Source organism: Listeria sp. ILCC797 (assembly GCF_900186185.1).
GTDB lineage: Bacteria > Bacillota > Bacilli > Lactobacillales > Listeriaceae > Listeria > Listeria goaensis.
Window position 1 is genome coordinate 33,382 of the sequence record NZ_FYBS01000004.1, and the last position, 16,234, is coordinate 49,615.

Annotated in this window: 22 protein-coding genes and 1 riboswitch; of the genes, 3 read left to right on the forward strand and 19 right to left on the reverse strand. The window is 40.6% G+C overall.

Annotated features, from left to right (window positions below):
• Window positions 1-87 precede the first annotated feature (87 nt).
• From BN1609_RS05245 to BN1609_RS05310, 15 genes are all read right to left on the reverse strand, one after another.
• Window positions 88-921: a MetQ/NlpA family ABC transporter substrate-binding protein gene (locus BN1609_RS05245; RefSeq protein WP_088810326.1), complete on the reverse strand. Its 834-nt coding sequence runs from the start codon at window positions 919-921 to the stop codon at window positions 88-90.
• 17 nt (window positions 922-938) lie between these two features.
• Window positions 939-1,604, reverse strand: a complete 666-nt coding sequence (locus BN1609_RS05250) for a methionine ABC transporter permease (protein WP_088810325.1) — start codon at window positions 1,602-1,604, stop codon at window positions 939-941.
• The gene (locus BN1609_RS05255) at window positions 1,601-2,623 is read right to left on the reverse strand and encodes a methionine ABC transporter ATP-binding protein (protein ID WP_088810323.1); all 1,023 of its coding nucleotides are present in this window, start codon (window positions 2,621-2,623) and stop codon (window positions 1,601-1,603) included. Before BN1609_RS05255 ends, BN1609_RS05250 begins: the two co-directional genes overlap by 4 nt.
• 79 nt (window positions 2,624-2,702) lie before the next feature.
• A riboswitch (SAM riboswitch) is annotated at window positions 2,703-2,808 on the reverse strand.
• A gap of 67 nt (window positions 2,809-2,875) precedes the next feature.
• Window positions 2,876-3,010 (reverse strand): hypothetical protein, encoded by a 135-nt coding sequence (locus tag BN1609_RS14065; RefSeq protein ID WP_255377318.1) that lies wholly within the window; start codon window positions 3,008-3,010, stop codon window positions 2,876-2,878.
• Between the two features lie 106 nt (window positions 3,011-3,116).
• Complete coding sequence (locus BN1609_RS05260; protein WP_240310311.1) at window positions 3,117-4,259, reverse strand: cell wall metabolism sensor histidine kinase WalK; 1,143 nt, start codon at window positions 4,257-4,259, stop codon at window positions 3,117-3,119.
• Window positions 4,243-4,935 (reverse strand): response regulator transcription factor, encoded by a 693-nt coding sequence (locus tag BN1609_RS05265; protein ID WP_088810319.1) that lies wholly within the window; start codon window positions 4,933-4,935, stop codon window positions 4,243-4,245. The genes BN1609_RS05260 and BN1609_RS05265 overlap by 17 nt, the downstream gene beginning before the upstream one ends.
• A 78-nt stretch (window positions 4,936-5,013) precedes the next feature.
• Window positions 5,014-5,892, reverse strand: coding sequence for a cation diffusion facilitator family transporter (locus BN1609_RS05270; protein ID WP_088810317.1), 879 nt, complete (start codon window positions 5,890-5,892; stop codon window positions 5,014-5,016).
• 121 nt (window positions 5,893-6,013) lie between these two features.
• Complete coding sequence (locus tag BN1609_RS05275; RefSeq protein WP_088825364.1) at window positions 6,014-6,322, reverse strand: thioredoxin family protein; 309 nt, start codon at window positions 6,320-6,322, stop codon at window positions 6,014-6,016.
• Window positions 6,323-6,368: 46 nt separating this feature from the next.
• On the reverse strand, window positions 6,369-6,749 hold the full coding sequence (gcvH, locus tag BN1609_RS05280) for a glycine cleavage system protein GcvH (protein ID WP_088810314.1): 381 nt from the start codon (window positions 6,747-6,749) through the stop codon (window positions 6,369-6,371).
• A 36-nt stretch (window positions 6,750-6,785) separates the two neighbouring features.
• On the reverse strand, window positions 6,786-7,139 hold the full coding sequence (locus BN1609_RS05285; RefSeq protein WP_088810388.1) for an arsenate reductase family protein: 354 nt from the start codon (window positions 7,137-7,139) through the stop codon (window positions 6,786-6,788).
• A gap of 136 nt (window positions 7,140-7,275) precedes the next feature.
• Window positions 7,276-7,674 carry a GFA family protein gene (locus BN1609_RS05290; RefSeq protein ID WP_088840591.1) on the reverse strand — a complete coding sequence of 133 codons (399 nt, stop codon included), beginning with the start codon at window positions 7,672-7,674 and terminating at the stop codon, window positions 7,276-7,278.
• 60 nt (window positions 7,675-7,734) lie between these two features.
• Entirely contained in the window at window positions 7,735-8,907 is a 1,173-nt protein-coding gene (gene rodA, locus BN1609_RS05295) for a rod shape-determining protein RodA (protein ID WP_088810310.1), read from the reverse strand.
• Between the two features lie 160 nt (window positions 8,908-9,067).
• Window positions 9,068-9,856: an ABC transporter ATP-binding protein gene (locus BN1609_RS05300; RefSeq protein WP_088810308.1), complete on the reverse strand. Its 789-nt coding sequence runs from the start codon at window positions 9,854-9,856 to the stop codon at window positions 9,068-9,070.
• Complete coding sequence (locus BN1609_RS05305; RefSeq protein ID WP_088840592.1) at window positions 9,853-10,857, reverse strand: iron ABC transporter permease; 1,005 nt, start codon at window positions 10,855-10,857, stop codon at window positions 9,853-9,855. Before BN1609_RS05305 ends, BN1609_RS05300 begins: the two co-directional genes overlap by 4 nt.
• Window positions 10,854-11,822 carry an ABC transporter substrate-binding protein gene (locus tag BN1609_RS05310; RefSeq protein WP_088840593.1) on the reverse strand — a complete coding sequence of 323 codons (969 nt, stop codon included), beginning with the start codon at window positions 11,820-11,822 and terminating at the stop codon, window positions 10,854-10,856. Before BN1609_RS05310 ends, BN1609_RS05305 begins: the two co-directional genes overlap by 4 nt.
• 101 nt (window positions 11,823-11,923) lie before the next feature.
• Between BN1609_RS05310 and BN1609_RS05315 the strand changes: the two genes are divergently transcribed.
• From BN1609_RS05315 to BN1609_RS05325, 3 genes are all read left to right on the forward strand, one after another.
• On the forward strand, window positions 11,924-12,235 hold the full coding sequence (locus BN1609_RS05315; protein ID WP_088825359.1) for an SdpI family protein: 312 nt from the start codon (window positions 11,924-11,926) through the stop codon (window positions 12,233-12,235).
• A gap of 69 nt (window positions 12,236-12,304) precedes the next feature.
• On the forward strand, window positions 12,305-12,784 hold the full coding sequence (locus tag BN1609_RS05320) for a DUF2975 domain-containing protein (RefSeq protein WP_088810301.1): 480 nt from the start codon (window positions 12,305-12,307) through the stop codon (window positions 12,782-12,784).
• Between the two features lie 9 nt (window positions 12,785-12,793).
• Entirely contained in the window at window positions 12,794-13,012 is a 219-nt protein-coding gene (locus BN1609_RS05325; RefSeq protein ID WP_088810299.1) for a helix-turn-helix transcriptional regulator, read from the forward strand.
• An 84-nt stretch (window positions 13,013-13,096) separates the two neighbouring features.
• Here the strand turns inward: BN1609_RS05325 and BN1609_RS05330 are convergent, their stop codons facing one another.
• The 4 genes from BN1609_RS05330 to BN1609_RS05345 all read right to left on the reverse strand — a co-directional run bounded on the left by BN1609_RS05330 (window position 13,097) and on the right by BN1609_RS05345 (window position 16,225).
• Window positions 13,097-14,173 carry a glycosyltransferase gene (locus BN1609_RS05330; protein ID WP_088810297.1) on the reverse strand — a complete coding sequence of 359 codons (1,077 nt, stop codon included), beginning with the start codon at window positions 14,171-14,173 and terminating at the stop codon, window positions 13,097-13,099.
• A 131-nt stretch (window positions 14,174-14,304) separates the two neighbouring features.
• Window positions 14,305-14,814 carry a DapH/DapD/GlmU-related protein gene (locus BN1609_RS05335; RefSeq protein WP_088815621.1) on the reverse strand — a complete coding sequence of 170 codons (510 nt, stop codon included), beginning with the start codon at window positions 14,812-14,814 and terminating at the stop codon, window positions 14,305-14,307.
• Window positions 14,814-15,548, reverse strand: coding sequence for a WecB/TagA/CpsF family glycosyltransferase (locus BN1609_RS05340; protein ID WP_088810294.1), 735 nt, complete (start codon window positions 15,546-15,548; stop codon window positions 14,814-14,816). Before BN1609_RS05340 ends, BN1609_RS05335 begins: the two co-directional genes overlap by 1 nt.
• Window positions 15,549-15,571: 23 nt before the next feature.
• On the reverse strand, window positions 15,572-16,225 hold the full coding sequence (locus BN1609_RS05345) for a sugar transferase (RefSeq protein WP_088810292.1): 654 nt from the start codon (window positions 16,223-16,225) through the stop codon (window positions 15,572-15,574).
• Between the last annotated feature and the right edge of the window lie 9 nt (window positions 16,226-16,234).

Below are 16,234 nucleotides of genomic sequence, written 5' to 3' on the forward strand. Positions count from 1 at the left end.
TTTAAAAAGAATGGCCCTAGTTGGGCTAAAAAAATTTTAAATTTTTTATAAAAAAGGCATTGCCAAATTGGCAATGCCTTTTAACGTTTATTTATCAACAGGAACTACAGCGCCGTCCCATTCTTTTGTAATCCAATCTTGGATTTCTTTTGAGTGGAGAACTTCAACAAGTTTTTTCACGTTTTTGTTGTCTTTATTTTTTTCTTGTGTTACCACGATATTTGCATAAGGCGAATCTTTGCTTTCAATTGCAATCGCATCTTTTGTAGGGTTTAAGCCTTGGTCAACTACAAAGTTTGAGTTGATTGCAACCGCATCGCCTTCCTCATTGTTATACGCAGTCATCAAGTAAGCTGGATCTAAATCATATTTGAATTTCAAGTTTTTCGGATTGTCTTTAATATCATCAAATGTTGCATCTTGCGCTTTTACGCCATCTTTTAACGTCAACAAGCCTTCATCAACAAAAATGCCGATAACACGTGGCCAGTCAGATTGACTGTTAGAAAGTAAAATTTGCGCGCCGTCTTTTAAATCTTTTAAGTCTTTTACTTTTTTGGAATAAATGCCCATTGGCTCAATATGAATTGCACCAACATCAGCAAATTTATAACCTTTTTCTTTTTCTTCAAGTTCTAAGTAAGGTTTATGTTGGAAATAATTGGCATCAAGTTCACCTTCATCGAGTGCTTTATTTGGCATTACGTAGTCGGTATACTTGACGATTTTAAGCTCAATTCCTTCTTTCTTCAAAATTGGCTTCGCTTGCTCCAAAATTTGCGCATGAGGCGTGTTGGAAGCACCAACGATTAACTCCTTACCATCAGAACTAGATGACTTTTTATCAGAAGAACCACTGCCGCAAGCGGCTAAAACTAAAACTAAGCTAAAAACAAAAATTGCACCAAAGATTTTTTTCATGTTAAACTCTCCTTTTTTTATCTTTTATCGACTGCCTTCGTGAGTAAATCGCCGATGATTTGGAAGATGAATACGATGATTAAAATGATAATTGTCGCAACTATCGTGACATCAGGTTGATTTCGCTGGAAACCTTCTAAGTATGCGGCGTTTCCAAGTCCGCCTGCTCCGATTACACCTGCCATCGCCGTAAAACCAACAAGCGAAATCGCTGTGACGGTAATACCTGAAACGATAGCTGGCAAAGCTTCCGGAATTAAAACTTTACCGATGATGGTGAAAAGATTTGCGCCCATCGCTTTAGCTGCCTCAATTACACCTTTATCTACTTCTCTAAAAGCAATTTCTACCATGCGGGCATAGAATGGTGCAGCAGAAATAATTAAAGCGGGTAGTGCGGCTTTTGGTCCAATAATCGTTCCAACGAGCGTTTTTGTCATTGGTAAAAGTAGCACGATTAGGATAATGAATGGAATCGATCGGAATACGTTTACGAGTATTGCTGTAATCCAATATAAAATTTTGGCAGGCATTCCTTCATTTCGATTCGTTAAAAAGAGCAATAAGCCGAGTAAAATACCAAGTATGAAAACAGCAACTAAAGAATAAAGTGTCATGTAGAGCGTTTCTTGCGTGTAGCCCCACATCAGTTGCCAGTCAACGTCTGGGAAGAGTTCCTTCATCCTTCAATCACCTCTGTTTCAATCTTCAAGTCGCGTAAATGCTGAATCGTATTTTCAATTTCCGCGTCGCTACCTTCAATTTGCACGTAAAGCGTCCCGTAAGCGCCGTTTTGCGTTTGCGTTAAGCTTCCGTGAAGCACGTTTAGCGACACATCATGTTGTTTTGCGACTTCCGAAATGACCGGCCTTGTCGCATTTTCACTCATGAAGAGCAGTTTAACGAGCTTGCCTTCCGAATAGTTTTCAAGCAGTAGGTGAATTAATTCTTCCGTTTCATCTGATTCTGTGACTTGTTCAATGAACCGCTTCGTCACAGGCTGTTTCGGATGTTTGAAAACGTCTAAAACGTCGCCTAACTCAACCACTTTCCCAGCTTCCATAACGGCAACTCGGTTACAAATTTTACGAATAACGTGCATTTCATGTGTAATAACGATAATCGTCAAATTTAAACGCTTGTTAATATCTAGTAGGAGCTCTAAGACTTCATCAGTCGTTTGCGGATCAAGTGCGCTTGTCGCTTCATCACAAAGTAGTACAGTTGGGTCGTTAGCCAGTGCCCTCGCAATTCCAACGCGCTGTTTTTGTCCACCGCTCAGTTCCGACGGGTAAGCATCTTCTTTACCCTCAAGTCCGACTAAACGGATAAGTTCGTTCACACGATTTTTTCGTTTTTGTCCGCGTACGCCTGCAATTTCTAGTGGGAACGCAATGTTGTCAAAAACGGTTCGCGACCATAGCAAATTGAAATGCTGAAAAATCATCCCAATTTTTTGCCGAGCCTTCCGAAGTTCTCTCCCGCGGATTTGGCTTACTACCTTGCCGTTTACGTCAACTTGTCCTGCTGTTGGAAGTTCCAAACCATTGAACAGTCGAATCAGACTACTTTTCCCCGCGCCAGAGTAACCGATGACACCGAAAATCTCGCCTTCTGCAATTTCCAAGCTAACGTCATCGACCGCCCGCACTTTATTTTTTCTTGTCGCATAATCTTTTACCACATTTTGGAGTGTTATCATTCGCTTCACCTTTTTCTCTCAATGTAAAAAGCCTTCCTGCATGAGCAGAAAGGCACGAATTTAGCGTTGTACGACTTTCTTCTCATCTTTCAGAACCAATCTGTTCTGTATGAATTAGCACCTTAAGTGTTTACTTAGGTTGCTGGGCTTCGTCGGGCATATCCCTCCACCACTCTGGATAAGAATTAAATTATAATTGGCGCGCTTGAAACGCGTCCTGTTTTTTCATATTACATTTAGAACGCTGTTTTGTCAACAGTAAATTTCAGATTTATGTATCGAGGAAATGCTTTCGGATAATCCGGGGCTCGTTTGATAAGTATAATAAAAGACAGCAATGACCGTTAAAATAGCAATCGACATAATAAAAAAGCTTTTCTTTGTCATTTTTTCCCCTCCTAGCTTAAATTTTACTTCCTTAAGCTAAAAACGCGGGAAAGAAATGGGAAAGAAAAGCTAAAGATTGAATCAATATGAGCTTGAAATTGCTCGTTTAAATTAATGGTAATTTCACGGTAAATGTTGTCTTATGATGTTTACTTGTCGCCATCACAAGGCCGCCGTGGCGTTCCACGATTGATTTTGCAATCGCAAGGCCAAGACCCGTGCCTGTCGTCGTACGATTTTTATCGACTTTATAAAAGCGGTCGAACAAATGTGGCAAATCAAGCGCGGGAATTTCCTCACCATAATTAATGACATCAATCACCGCAAAGTCTTCTTCTTTTCGGGCAACTAAATCGATATGTTGATTGCCTTCCCCGTATCTAAGGGCATTTGAAAACAAGTTTTCAAAGAGGCGCATAATCTGATTGCCGTCACCGCTCACAACTAAATTGTCCGCCTCATAAGTTTCAATGATTTCCATGCCCTTATCACGTGCAAGCCCATCAAATTCTGCGACAAGTTGGCGGAGCAGCTCGACCATATCTAACCGATCATTTTCCAGCGTATATTCAGCACTTTCTAAGCGTGTATAAGAAAATAAATCATCGATAAGCTTATGCAAGTGCTTTGCTTTATCATAAACGAGCTCGGTATAGTATTTGAGTTCGACTTCATCACGGTAACGATCATCGTGAATATAACTTAAATAGCCTAAAATTGAAGTGAGTGGCGTCCTTAAATCATGTGATACATTCGTGATTAAATCGTTTTTCGCTTGCTGCGCTTCTTGCTCCTGTTTCATTAAATTTTCTTGACGTGAGCGCATTTTCTCAATGTTCATTTCCAGCTCGCGAATTTCTGGAACAAGACTCTTCGTATCAACTGGACGGTCAAGCCCGAGCGCATAGTTAATTGTGCGCAGTTGCTTCTTTAGTTTCCGTTGACGCATTAACCGGTAAAAAATATAGAAAATAAGTAACGCCATGATGAGCGTAATGATATATTTCGCCAAAAGAACCACCGGCGACTCCACCACATTGTTATACTTTCCTCGTCCAAATAAATCCATAAATGAATCGCTTAAACCACGAAGCACCACCGACTCATCGCGAATCGACTGCACCCACAAAAAAATCGTCTGGAGAGCAACGCCCGCTAGAAGCCATGAAATTATCGCAAAAAAAGCAACTTGCCAAGGACCCATTACATGCGCGAGCCGCTCAATCATTTGTTTAAATTTCAATTTTATACCCTACTCCCCAAATCGTTTTAATCACGTTCTCCCCGTCTAGCGCTTCCCGCAATTTATCGCGTAAGTTACTAATATGCACCATGACCGTTTTACTCGCGCCAAATGCCTGCTCCTGCCAAATTTTTTCAAAGATATATTCTGAACTAAAAACCCGGCCTGGTTCACTCGCAAGTAAATGTAAAATATCAAACTCCGACGTCGTCAAATGAAGTTCCTTTTGGTTAACCGTCACAATATGCTGATCCCGATTAATTTCAATTGGACCAATGACTAAATTATTCGTTTCGTCCGCTGCAACCGACTGCATATTTTGAATCCGCCTTAAAATCGCCTTCACGCGCACAGAAAGTTCGAGCGGATTAAACGGTTTAATCATATAATCATCCGCACCTGTTAAAAGCCCCATAATTTTATCGTTGTCCTCCGCTTTCGCACTCAACATTAAAATTGGCGTTAAAATCCCCTCACTGCGCATCATACGACAAACTTCTAAGCCGTCCATTTCCGGCATCATAATATCTAATATAATCAGTGAAAAATCAATTTTATTCACCAAACTCCAAACCTCAGCCCCGTCATAAGCCTGATGGATATCATATCCTTCATTTTGCAGGTAAAGCTTGACCAAGTCGACAATTTCCTTATCATCATCTGCAATTAAAATAGATGTCATCGTCCCTTACCTCTTCTCATTTTTATTACCCTCATTGTACCATCACAACGAAAAAAAAAGAAATCAGTTGAGATTTCTTTAATAAATATTAAACATTTGTCGCTCTTCCTCCGGTTCCAAATGAATCAACACCTGTGCCTTCGAATAAAACTCACCAATTTCCCGTTCAATCGTGTCACAAAGCGCATGAGCCTCCGTCACCGTCATCTCACTCGACACAACAAGATGAAAATCAATGTACTCCTCCGCACCCGCTCTTCGCGAACGAAAATCATGAAACTCAATAAAATCCTCTTTGTGAGCTAAAATAATACGTTTGATTTCTTCTTCCTCTTTTTTATTCAAACGTTGGTCCATAAGTGGTGGAAACGATTCTTTGAGCAACTTCCAAGCCTCATACATAATGTAAATTGCGGTTATAATCGCAATCGTTGGATCGAGCCAAGTCCAGCCAGTCAAATAAACGAGTAGCAGACTTCCTGCAATACCAAGCGATGTAAAAACGTCCGTATAAAGATGTAGCGCGTTTGATTTCATTGCTACAGAATTCGCCTTATCAGCCGCGCGTTTAATCACCCGAGAAATAATCATATTTACCGCTGCACCGAAAAGCATTACAGCAATTCCGAGCGCAGGAAGACGAATTTCATGCGGATTCGTAAATTTATTAATCGATTCTATAATAATCCAAATCCCCGCAACAAAAATTAGCAGCGTTTCAATTGTACCCGCAATATTTTCCGCTTTGCCGTGCCCATACGGATGGTCATCATCAGCAGGTCTCCCCGCAATCCGAATTGAGAAAAATGTAATGACAGAAGCAAAAAGATCCATCGATGAATGGACCGCCTCCGAAATAACAGCCACCGATCCCGTCAAAAAACCAACGATTAATTTTAAAACAACAATAATAAAATTACTTATAACGGATAAAATTGTTAAATTATTGTGACTCATCTTATCTGCCCCCAAACACTCACTTATCAAACACCTGAATAAGTGTATCATATCGAAGTTAAATGGGTCTACAGCAACCTTTTTAGTGTTAACCAGTTCTATATCAGAGATGAAACTTTTTTTACTCTAGGAAACTTTCTAAAAAGTTAAAAACTGGGACAACACTATGCAAAGTATACGTTTTATCCACAAATTCACCACGTTCAATCCGCACTAAAACCGGTACCGCTTCAATTTCAAAGCATGGCGCATATTCTTTCGAAAGATTTAAATCTAACGCATACGTTTCGATACCCGCACTTTTTTCCGCAAGCTCAATCATCTGCCCAGCAAGCCCGCAAGAACCACATAAAGGCGTATAAAAATAAAAAAAGCCACTTTTCTTTTCCTCCAAAAAGCGCGCCAAGTCGTTCTTATCAAACTGAATCATATTTACCTCCTAAAAAGCCAACCTCATACAAGGTTGGCTCGAAAATTTAATCCTCAATCACTTTTTCATAATCTTCGCTTGATAATAGCGCATCAATTTGTTCAGCAGATACATTTTTCACTTTCAAAATCCAACCTTTTTCATATGTATCACTGTTTAAAAGTTCTGGTTCATCTTCTAAGCCTTCGTTAACCTCTACAACTTCCCCCGTTACCGGTGCATAAAAATCAGAAACCGTTTTAACAGACTCAATACTTCCAATAGAGTCACCTTGCTCTATTTTATCGCCAACTTCTGGCAATTCAACAAAAACAATATCGCCCAATTGATCTTGCGCAAAGTCTGTAATGCCAATGATATACGTATCACCGTCTTGTTTCACCCATTCATGTTCTTCCGTATACAATAAATCTTTTGGTAAACTCATTTTAAAAACTCCTCCTTTTAATAAAACAGCGCAATTTTATTTCCAAGCAGCTTCAAATTCTTCTTCTTTAAAGCCGAGTGTTACCTTATTCCCGTCCGTCGTAAGCGGACGCTTAATTAATTTTCCATCAGAAGCAAGCAATTTGAACGCTTCCTCTTCAGACATCTCATCTAACTTATCTTTCAAACCGAGTTCACGGTATTTGATTCCACTTGTATTAAAGAAACGGCGAAGCGGCAAACCACTTTTTTCAAACAGCGCTTTTAATTCATTCGCTGTCGGCGGATTTTCGATTAAATCAATTTGGTTAACCTCCACCTTGTTTTCCTCAATCCAAGCCTTTGCTTTTCTGCATGTCGAACACTTCGGGTACCAATAAAAATCTATCACAATCGCTACTCCCTTCCCACCTAAATCTACTTCTATCATAGTCCATTTTCCCCAAAAGCACAAATAAAAAAGCAAGTCCAACACAACTTTTGGCTAAAAGCAGCGCAAAAAAGAAAGCGCATACAGAGAAATCCCCTTAACTTTTTAGTACCTCTTCTTCCGTCCACTTTTTCGTGTCCTCGCTAAAGCTATAATAATCCGGCTTACAGTCAATATAAATCTCACTTACAAGCCTAAAGTCCTCCAAAACAAAAAGTTCCGAGTTCATAAAATACTCGCCTGATTTCACATTATGCCAAAACAAAGTCGAACCGCAAGTCTTGCAAAACCCACGTTCACCAAGTTTCGACGAAGAAAAGCGCGTCATATTTTCCTCCCCCGAAAAAATCACGTCCAAACCACCACTAATGCTCAAAAACGGTCCAGCTGTCCATTTCCGACACATTTCGCAATGACACGCATGAATGTCATGATCCTTAGAATTCACTGACACATTCACAGCCCCACAAAGACATCTCCCATCTAATTCCCCCATCAAAACCGCTCCTTTTTACTATATATATTTAAGAAAAAAGCTGAATCTAAATGATTCAGCTTAATTTACCATCTTACTTTCGATTTCAAACATCGATTTTTGATAGTTAAAACGAATGGATAAAATGAGACCTATTGCCATCATATTTCCGAGTAGTGCACTTCCTCCGTAACTTATAAATGGTAACGGAATCCCTGTAATAGGCAGTAAACCGATATTCATTCCAACATTTTCAAGAACGTGGAACATAATCATCATGACAACACCCGTACAAATATAAGAATAGTAAGGAACATTAATATCAAGTGCCACCCGAATAATTTGATAAATGAGCAGGAAATATAGCGCAAGTAAAATGCTGGCGCCTACAAAACCATAGTCACCACCGATAATCGTAAAAATAAAATCATTATGGTTTTCTGGAATCGCAATCGCATCATATCCCGCGCCGTTCCCGGTAATCTGCCCAGAACCAATGGCCGTCATCGCACGCAGCACTTGATAACCGCCACCTTGCGGATCAGTTTCTGGATTAATCCATGTTGTAATACGATCAAATTGGTATGGCTTAAAGCCAATCTTAACGAGCCAATTTTGATGATAAATAACCATCCAAATCGCAGCTGTTCCAAGCGCGATAATCCCACCATACAGTGGTACGATAATCTTCCAACTAATCCCCGAAACGAGAATCATTCCTGCAATAATCGCAATAAAAACAAGTGTCGTCCCTAAATCCGGTTGCATCATAATAAGCACTAGCGGGACCGCTGCAAAAAGTCCTATCTTCACAATCAACCAAAAATCATACTTAATCGTATGTACCTTAAACTTGTTGTTATGATCCATAATAACCTTCGCTAAAACGATAATAATAATAACTTTAACAACTTCCGACGGCTGTAAGCTTCCCAAAAATGGAATGATAATCCAACTTTTCGCACCTTTTACTTCTTTACCAAAAACAAGCACAAACACAAGCAGGAAAATACCAAGCGCATAATAATAATACGCCCATTTTGTCAGCCTATCATAATCAAGTTGCATCATCACAACAATCGCAAATGTTGTCACCGCGTACCAAACGATTTGCTTCATCACAAAGTTCGTATCATACTGCTCATTCGTAATCTGCGCACTATAAATCGATATTAAACTAATTAAGCAGAGCAACATTAAAGTTAAAATAATACCGTAGTCAATTCGCCCTGCCATTTTATTTTGCTGGTTCATTCTTTACGCTCCTAACTGGTTGGTTAACAAAACAATCCCTTACTTTGCCCCCAAACACTCCCGTAAAACCCAATTTATATATTATAACATAAAATTTCTCTCTTCATTATATCAAGTTTTTAACAGATAGGAAGCTTTTTCACGAAATTCTAATCTAAAATTATGATGAGAAACGCGTAGACGAAACCGGCCGAATCGATAGTTTATCACCAACTTCTGAAACATCTGCTTTTATGTGAAAAATTTCTTCCAAAAGTGCCGTCGTAAACACCTCATGAGGCGTACCAGTTTTAGCAATCGCACCATCTGTACAAGCAAAAATTTGATCACTATAAAGTGCAGCTTGATTCAAATCATGCAAAACAAGCACTATCGTCATTCCGTACTCGCGATTTAATTTCGTAAGCAAATCTAAAAGTTCCAATTGATGCGCGATATCAAGATATGTCGTCGGCTCATCTAACAATAAAATTGGCGTCTTTTGCGCCAAAGCCATACCAAGCCACGCTCGCTGCCGCTCGCCGCCTGACAACGTGTGAAGCGGCCGATAAGCGAGGTGCTCCAAATTGCATACCTGAAGCGCCCAACGAATTACCGTTTCATCTTCCGTAGTAAGCCCAGTACTCAGCCACGCCTTATGCGGCATCCGCCCGTAGGCAATTAAATCGTGCACCACCACATCTAAAAGGCCGTCTGGTGCCTGCGAAAGCATCGTCATTTCCTTCGCCAATTTTTTCGCGCTAATCGACGCCAAATCAGTTCCATCAAGCATGACACAGCCGCTTTTAGGTTCGAGAAGGCGCATCATTAGTCGAAGGATAGTCGATTTTCCCGACCCATTCGGTCCAACAAGCGTCGTTATTTTTCCTTCTTCAATTTGCAGCGACAAATCGCGAATCGCAAAATCCTTTTTTCTCGAAAAAGAAAGGTTTTCAATGTCTATTTTCATGAAGTGACACGCCCTCTCTGTAATAGAATGAGGAAGAACGGCGCGCCAATCATCGCAAGTAAAATCCCCACTGGGAGCTCAATCGAGCCAAACCAGCTTCGCGCCGCCGTATCCGCAAAGCCCACCAAAACGGCACCGCCTAGCGCCGACATCGGCAGTAAATATTTATAATCATTCCCAATAATCAATCTAAAAATGTGTGGGACAACTAGGCCGACAAAGCCAATTAGGCCCGCCACACTGACTGCCACGCCGCTCAAAAATGCCGCCAACATGATAATGAAGAAACGATGCTTTTCAACCGCATAGCCTAACAATTTCGCCGCGTCGTCGCCGAGCATGAGCACATTGGATGAGCGGATGGCAAAAATGCTAAGGATAAATCCGACCACCATGTAGGGAAATATCATCTCCAAGTGATACCAACTTTTCCCCGAAAGTGTGCCCGTCATCCATGAAATCACACTCTGCACACGATTCGAGTAAAGCACCATAATGCCAGAGGTCATCGCCGTAATAAACGCATTAATCGCCACACCAGATAGAATCACGCGCAGCGGTGAAACCCCTTTATCCCAAGCCACGATGTAGATTAAAAGGGCTGTTCCAAATGCGCCTAAAAATGCACCAAGCGGGACGAAACCCGATAAGGTAGGGAAAACGATTGTCAAGATGATGGCAACAAGGCCTCCGCCCGCCGATACACCGATAACGCCTGGATCAGCAAGCGGATTTCGCATAACGCCTTGAAGTAGGCAGCCTGAAATCGCAAGCGCCCCCCCAACTAAAAAGGCAATTAGCATTCGTGGCAAGCGTAAATTCCATACGAGCTGGTTGGAAAGCGTGTCGCCGTCACCCGTTAAAACATGCCAAACTTGCGAATACGAAAGACCCACCGAACCAGTCGTCAAACCGTAAAAGAAAACCACAATTAGAAGGACTAGAACAACCGCAAGCGAAATCAAACGGCGTCTTCGTCTAGGATCATGCGCCGCACTCATTTCGCCACCTGATTTAATTTCTGAGTCATATAATCAAGCGCCTCGTCAATTCGGACACCCGGATTCGTTCCAAACAAATCAGCCGGGAGCACCATGACGTGGCCGTTTTTTACCGCCGTAGTCGAATTCCAAGCGTCATTTTGTTCCATTTCTTTTCGAAAAGCCGCTTCCGTTTCTTTTTCATCCCCACCGTGAATCATTAAGAAAATCACTTCCGGATCTTCCGCAACAATTTTTTCAATATTAAGTGCCGCGTACTGTGGAAAATTCTCCACGCCCTTTAAGTTTTCCGCAACATTAATTCCGCCAGCAATTCGCAAAGTATCTCCGCTAAGCGATGTCGGCAAAGCCGCATAATTGCTTCCCGGTGCCCCTAAAATCATAAGCGCCCGGACACTCTTCCCCGCTTGCGCCGTTTGAATTGCCTCTTCCTTCTCGGTTAGCATCTGATTCAATTCCTTCGCTTTCGCCTCCGCAGAAAGCAATTTCCCCAGCACTTCCGTTTGCGTTTTAATTTCATCAACCGAATTCGCGCCCGTCAAAATAACCTTCGCCCCAATTGCCTCAAGCGCTGGTACATCCTTCAAATTTTGCTCCGAACTCGCCACAATCACATCAGGCGCAAGCGCCGCAATTTTTTCCAAATTTAAATCATGTGTATTCCCAACTTCCGTAGCGCTTTTCGCTTCGTCCGGTTCCACACCACTCGCATCTTGCGTTTGCCGCCCAACCACTTTCCCGCCAAGCGCATAAACAATGTTCATATCTGAATTTGTGAGCGTAATAATTCGCTTCGGTAATGTATCAAACGTGACAGTCCGCCCCGCCATATCATGTATCGTTAAAACTGCTTTTTCCGCTTTCGCCTCGCTAGGAGTCTCTTTTTCCGCCGACTCAGGAGCCCCCGAACAAGCAGAAAGAAATAAAATCGCGATAAAAACCAGTCCAAAATATGCCTTTTTCATAGTTTCCTCCCCGTGTTTTCTGGTATATTTATTGTACTAGAAAATCCCTTTTAATTCAAAGGTTAATTGAGAATCATTTTCATTAAGAACGGAGCGATCACATGTTAGACTTTGTAGTCCCCTTGCTACTCATCGGTTTAGGCGCCTATTTTTATTTTTTCACCCCAACCAATCAAAACCAAGCCCTCAGCTACCGGACAAAAGCGAGTTTAAAATCACCAGAAGCCTTCAAACGAGCGCATCGCTACTTAGGCAAGCTTTGGCTAATACTCGGTACCGCCACATTTTTCCTTTACGTTGCACTAAGTTTTGTCCCCATCCAATTTTTCATACGCAGTAGCTTGTTTTTCGTCATCCTTTTAATTTTATTAGGCCTATCCATTTTATTAACCGAACGTAAAATAAAACAATAATTTTTTGTTGAAAAACAACAAATTTTATTTTATACTAAAACTAATCCTAAAAGTAGTGAGGTATTTAGTATGAAAAGAGAAACTTTACTTTTAAAGCTCGTCATTATTGTTCTCTGTATTCCGGTATTGGCGCTTGCATTTGTCGGTCTGCCTCGCCTGATTATCGGGGCACTTCAGACCTTTCCAAACAATCAAATTTTTGTTTATATGGCTTTCATCAGCATTTATTTGAGTGCCATTCCATTTTTCATTGCCGTAGTTCAAGCATTCAAACTGCTACTTTTAATTGATAAAAACAAGGCTTTTTCAACCCTTGCAGTTAAAAATCTAACTAAAATCAAGTTTTCTGCTTTCCTAATTAGTGGCCTATATTTACTCACCTTACCACTATTCTACATGGCAGCCAACATCACAGATGCGCCCGGAATTATTTTCATCGGAATCGTGGTCATTTTCGCCGCATTTATTATCGCCATTTTTTCGGCTGTTCTTGAGAAGCTACTACAAAACGCGATTTCCATCAAATCTGAAAATGATTTAACGATATGAGGTGATTTTATGGCCATTATTATAAATGTAGATGTTATGCTCGCCAAACGAAAAATGTCCGTTACAGAACTATCCGAAAAAGTCGGCATTACAATGGCAAATTTATCCATTCTAAAAAACGGCAAAGCAAAAGCCGTCCGCTTCTCAACCTTAGAAGCTATATGTAAAGCACTCGACTGCCAACCCGGCGACATTTTAGAGTATCAAAAAGACGACGAAACACTTTAGCAGGTAACTGTAGCAAATTATGAACTTACACGAAATAAAAAATCAGGCGGATAGCAAAGATTACCTTTGTCATCCGCCTGACCGTTAATTCGCTAGGATTGGCAACAATTTCACCATTTCCTCTTGAACCAGTTGTTGATCATATGCTGTCGCAGAATGAAAGGCATTGCGCTTCAATACCTGTTTTTCTGCTTCACTGATTGAACTAAATTGCACCAATTTTTCAGCAATCGAACTAGCACTACCAACCTCCGTGAAATAACCGTTTTCTCCCTCAATCAAATACCCTTGAATTCCCGCAATACGACTACCAATCACCGGAACTCCACACGCCATCGCTTCGATGCCAACAAGTCCCAAGCTCTCCCCTTTTCTCCGACTAGGAAATACAAAAACATCCATTTCGTTATAAAGTGCGGCCAAGTCCTCTTGCGGCAGTAAAGTATAGCAACGCACATCATCTTGAAGCCCGAGCTCCTGAATAAGCGCTTCTTTTTGCTCGTTTTCCTTACCATTCCCCACCATAATAAGCCGCACAGGCCGATTCGATACGCGCTTAAATTGCGCAAAACCTCGAAGAGCATCGTCCCATCCTTTATCAATATCAATACGTCCCACGTAGCCAACACAACAAACGTCCGCGTCCTTATCTATTTTTTGAGGTGCAAAAAGCGTGCGATTCACTCCACCAGACGGCGAAATCAAAATATCACTAGATACAATTTTGTATCGTTTTATAACCACTTGTTTGAAATAATCAGACGGCACAACAACATGATTCGCCTGTTTTAATAGCCTTGCCACCCATGATTGCAACCGTTCTTGAATCCGGGTTTCCGGAAACACATCACTACCATGAACATTCACAGTAAGATTAATTTTACGGTTTAAAGCTTTCGCACATAAAATGGGAATCGCACTATGAGAAGCGTAATGCAAGTAAACTACATCATATTTTTTAAACAATAAAGTAAAGAAAATACGGAAGTAAAAAACAATATAATTCCAAAGCTTTTTCCACTTGTTTAACTCTTTATTCATTGTAACCGTATCAATTTCACTTGATGCATTTTCAAGTATATGCACATGATTTTTCACAAAAATGCCGTATGACGGGTATTCTTTAGATGGAAACATGTTGGCGATAACAAGTATTTTCATGTCTAATTTCCTTTTCAAAATATTTTTGCAACAACTTAGTAATCTTTTTTATTTTAAATTTTAGAAAACTGCACACTAACAAGAAGGCACATCGATTTTTCGAATCACTTTCAATGTGCCTCACTCCCTTTTTATCTCTCTTCACGAATCACTCTCGCCGGAACTCCGCCAATAATACTATATGGTGGATATTTCTTCGCCGGAACCACTGCCCCAGCGGCTACAACACAACCATTCGGAATTTCTGCACCCGCTAAAATCGTGACACGAGTGCCAATCCAAACATCATTGCCGATAGAAACAGATTTTTTTTCTGTTCCACTATCTAGAATTTTCTGCGTCCCGTCAATACAATGCGTTTCCGTTAAAATGACTACTTCAGGTGCCATTAAAACATCATCACCAATATAAACTGGTGCCGCAGCAATGATTCGCGAGTTATCACCAATTGATGAACGCGTTCCAATATGAATATTTTTCGTATATCTTAATTTTAAATTTGGTCGTAAGTTACTATTTTCTGCACAACTTCCAAATAGCGATTTAGCAACTTTGTTCTTAAGCTTGCGCAATAAGCGTCCAGCTGCAAGTCGATTAGGCATCGGAAGGCAGTTAAGTATTGAAAATACAATTGCAAGCATTACTTATGCCGCCTTTCTTTCAGCACTTTCTTCATGAAGCTTAAATTTCCCACAAAATAACGCTTAAACATGCGACGCGGTTCCTGAGCAAAACGGTAAAACCATTCCAAGCCAGTTTTCTGCATCCACTCCGGTGCCCGCTTTGTCAAACCCGAAATAACGTCAAAACTTCCTCCCACGCCCATAACAAAAGGAGCCTTCATCGTATCAATATGCTCCCGAATCCAAAATTCTTTTTTTGGACTGGAAAAAGCAACAAATACAATATCTGCTTGTGATTTTTGAATATCAAGCGCAATTTGTTCCGACTCAGCATCATCAAAATAACCATTTCGGCACCCCGCAATTTGTAGTGCTGGAAACTTCTCTTGATGAATCCGCACAACGTTTTGCACCACTTCTTCGGTTGCACCAAAGTAAAAAACTCGGTATCCCTTTTCTGCGCTTTTCTCAACTAATTTTTCAAATAAATCGATACCCGTAACTCTTTCAGGTATATGTTTTCCTAAAAAGTTTGCCGCCCAGACAATTGACTGTCCGTCTGCATTGATAAGCGGCGAATCATTTATAATTTTTGCAAGTTCGCTATTTTCCGCCATTAAATTAATTTTACTGGCATTAATAACAACATGCTGCACTGGTCTTTTTTCGTGGACAATCTCTTCAATTTTATCCAAAGTTTCTTGCATTGTTAGAGCATCCACGTAGCTTCCTAATAAAAACATACGAGTCATAAATTTCTGCTTCTCCTCTTGAATTAATAAGCACTATTCGGCACAAAAATCACGCGTACCGTTTTCAGCAAAATCTTCATATCTAGTGAAAAACTGACATGTTGAATGTAGTGCAAATCTAAATTCACCATTTCAGAAAAGCTAACATCATTACGTCCACTGACCTGCCATAATCCTGTACAACCTGGCGTGATCGCTAAACGTCCTAAATCCCTTTTTGAATACTCCTCAACCTCTCGTTCAAGCGGCGGACGTGGTCCAACTAAAGACATGTCGCCTTTTAAAACATTTACTAATTGTGGTAATTCATCAATGCTTGTTTTACGTAAAAATCTTCCTAATTTAGTGATTCGCGGATCATGTTTCATTTTAAACATCGCGCCTTCAACCTCGTTATGTTCAAGTAACTCGGCTAATTTTTCTTCGGCATTCGGAATCATCGTACGAAATTTATACATCATGAAGCGATTACCATCTTTACCAATACGTTCTTGCTTAAAAAAAACAGGTGCTCTTAAATCGCTTAGTTTAATGAGGATAAATAATAAAATAAAGAGTGGTGTTAACAGAAACAGACCGCAGCTTGCACCAAGAAAATCTATAACTCGCTTGGCAATTGGATAAAATCTCATAGTTGTTTTTGTAGTGGGCTTTGCCACTGTTTTAATTGACTCCATCTCGATTCC

Coding starts and splice junctions, on each gene's coding strand:
- BN1609_RS05245 (WP_088810326.1), bottom strand. CDS start 921: ATGAAAAAAATCTTTGGTGCAATTTTTGTTTTTAGCTTAGTTTTAGTT.
- BN1609_RS05250 (WP_088810325.1), bottom strand. CDS start 1,604: ATGAAGGAACTCTTCCCAGACGTTGACTGGCAACTGATGTGGGGCTAC.
- BN1609_RS05255 (WP_088810323.1), bottom strand. CDS start 2,623: ATGATAACACTCCAAAATGTGGTAAAAGATTATGCGACAAGAAAAAAT.
- BN1609_RS14065 (WP_255377318.1), bottom strand. CDS start 3,010: ATGACAAAGAAAAGCTTTTTTATTATGTCGATTGCTATTTTAACGGTC.
- BN1609_RS05265 (WP_088810319.1), bottom strand. CDS start 4,935: ATGACATCTATTTTAATTGCAGATGATGATAAGGAAATTGTCGACTTG.
- BN1609_RS05270 (WP_088810317.1), bottom strand. CDS start 5,892: ATGAGTCACAATAATTTAACAATTTTATCCGTTATAAGTAATTTTATT.
- BN1609_RS05275 (WP_088825364.1), bottom strand. CDS start 6,322: ATGATTCAGTTTGATAAGAACGACTTGGCGCGCTTTTTGGAGGAAAAG.
- gcvH (WP_088810314.1), bottom strand. CDS start 6,749: ATGAGTTTACCAAAAGATTTATTGTATACGGAAGAACATGAATGGGTG.
- BN1609_RS05290 (WP_088840591.1), bottom strand. CDS start 7,674: ATGGGGGAATTAGATGGGAGATGTCTTTGTGGGGCTGTGAATGTGTCA.
- rodA (WP_088810310.1), bottom strand. CDS start 8,907: ATGAACCAGCAAAATAAAATGGCAGGGCGAATTGACTACGGTATTATT.
- BN1609_RS05300 (WP_088810308.1), bottom strand. CDS start 9,856: ATGAAAATAGACATTGAAAACCTTTCTTTTTCGAGAAAAAAGGATTTT.
- BN1609_RS05305 (WP_088840592.1), bottom strand. CDS start 10,857: ATGAGTGCGGCGCATGATCCTAGACGAAGACGCCGTTTGATTTCGCTT.
- BN1609_RS05310 (WP_088840593.1), bottom strand. CDS start 11,822: ATGAAAAAGGCATATTTTGGACTGGTTTTTATCGCGATTTTATTTCTT.
- BN1609_RS05315 (WP_088825359.1), top strand. CDS start 11,924: ATGTTAGACTTTGTAGTCCCCTTGCTACTCATCGGTTTAGGCGCCTAT.
- BN1609_RS05320 (WP_088810301.1), top strand. CDS start 12,305: ATGAAAAGAGAAACTTTACTTTTAAAGCTCGTCATTATTGTTCTCTGT.
- BN1609_RS05325 (WP_088810299.1), top strand. CDS start 12,794: ATGGCCATTATTATAAATGTAGATGTTATGCTCGCCAAACGAAAAATG.
- BN1609_RS05330 (WP_088810297.1), bottom strand. CDS start 14,173: ATGAAAATACTTGTTATCGCCAACATGTTTCCATCTAAAGAATACCCG.
- BN1609_RS05335 (WP_088815621.1), bottom strand. CDS start 14,814: ATGCTTGCAATTGTATTTTCAATACTTAACTGCCTTCCGATGCCTAAT.
- BN1609_RS05340 (WP_088810294.1), bottom strand. CDS start 15,548: ATGACTCGTATGTTTTTATTAGGAAGCTACGTGGATGCTCTAACAATG.
- BN1609_RS05345 (WP_088810292.1), bottom strand. CDS start 16,225: ATGGAGTCAATTAAAACAGTGGCAAAGCCCACTACAAAAACAACTATG.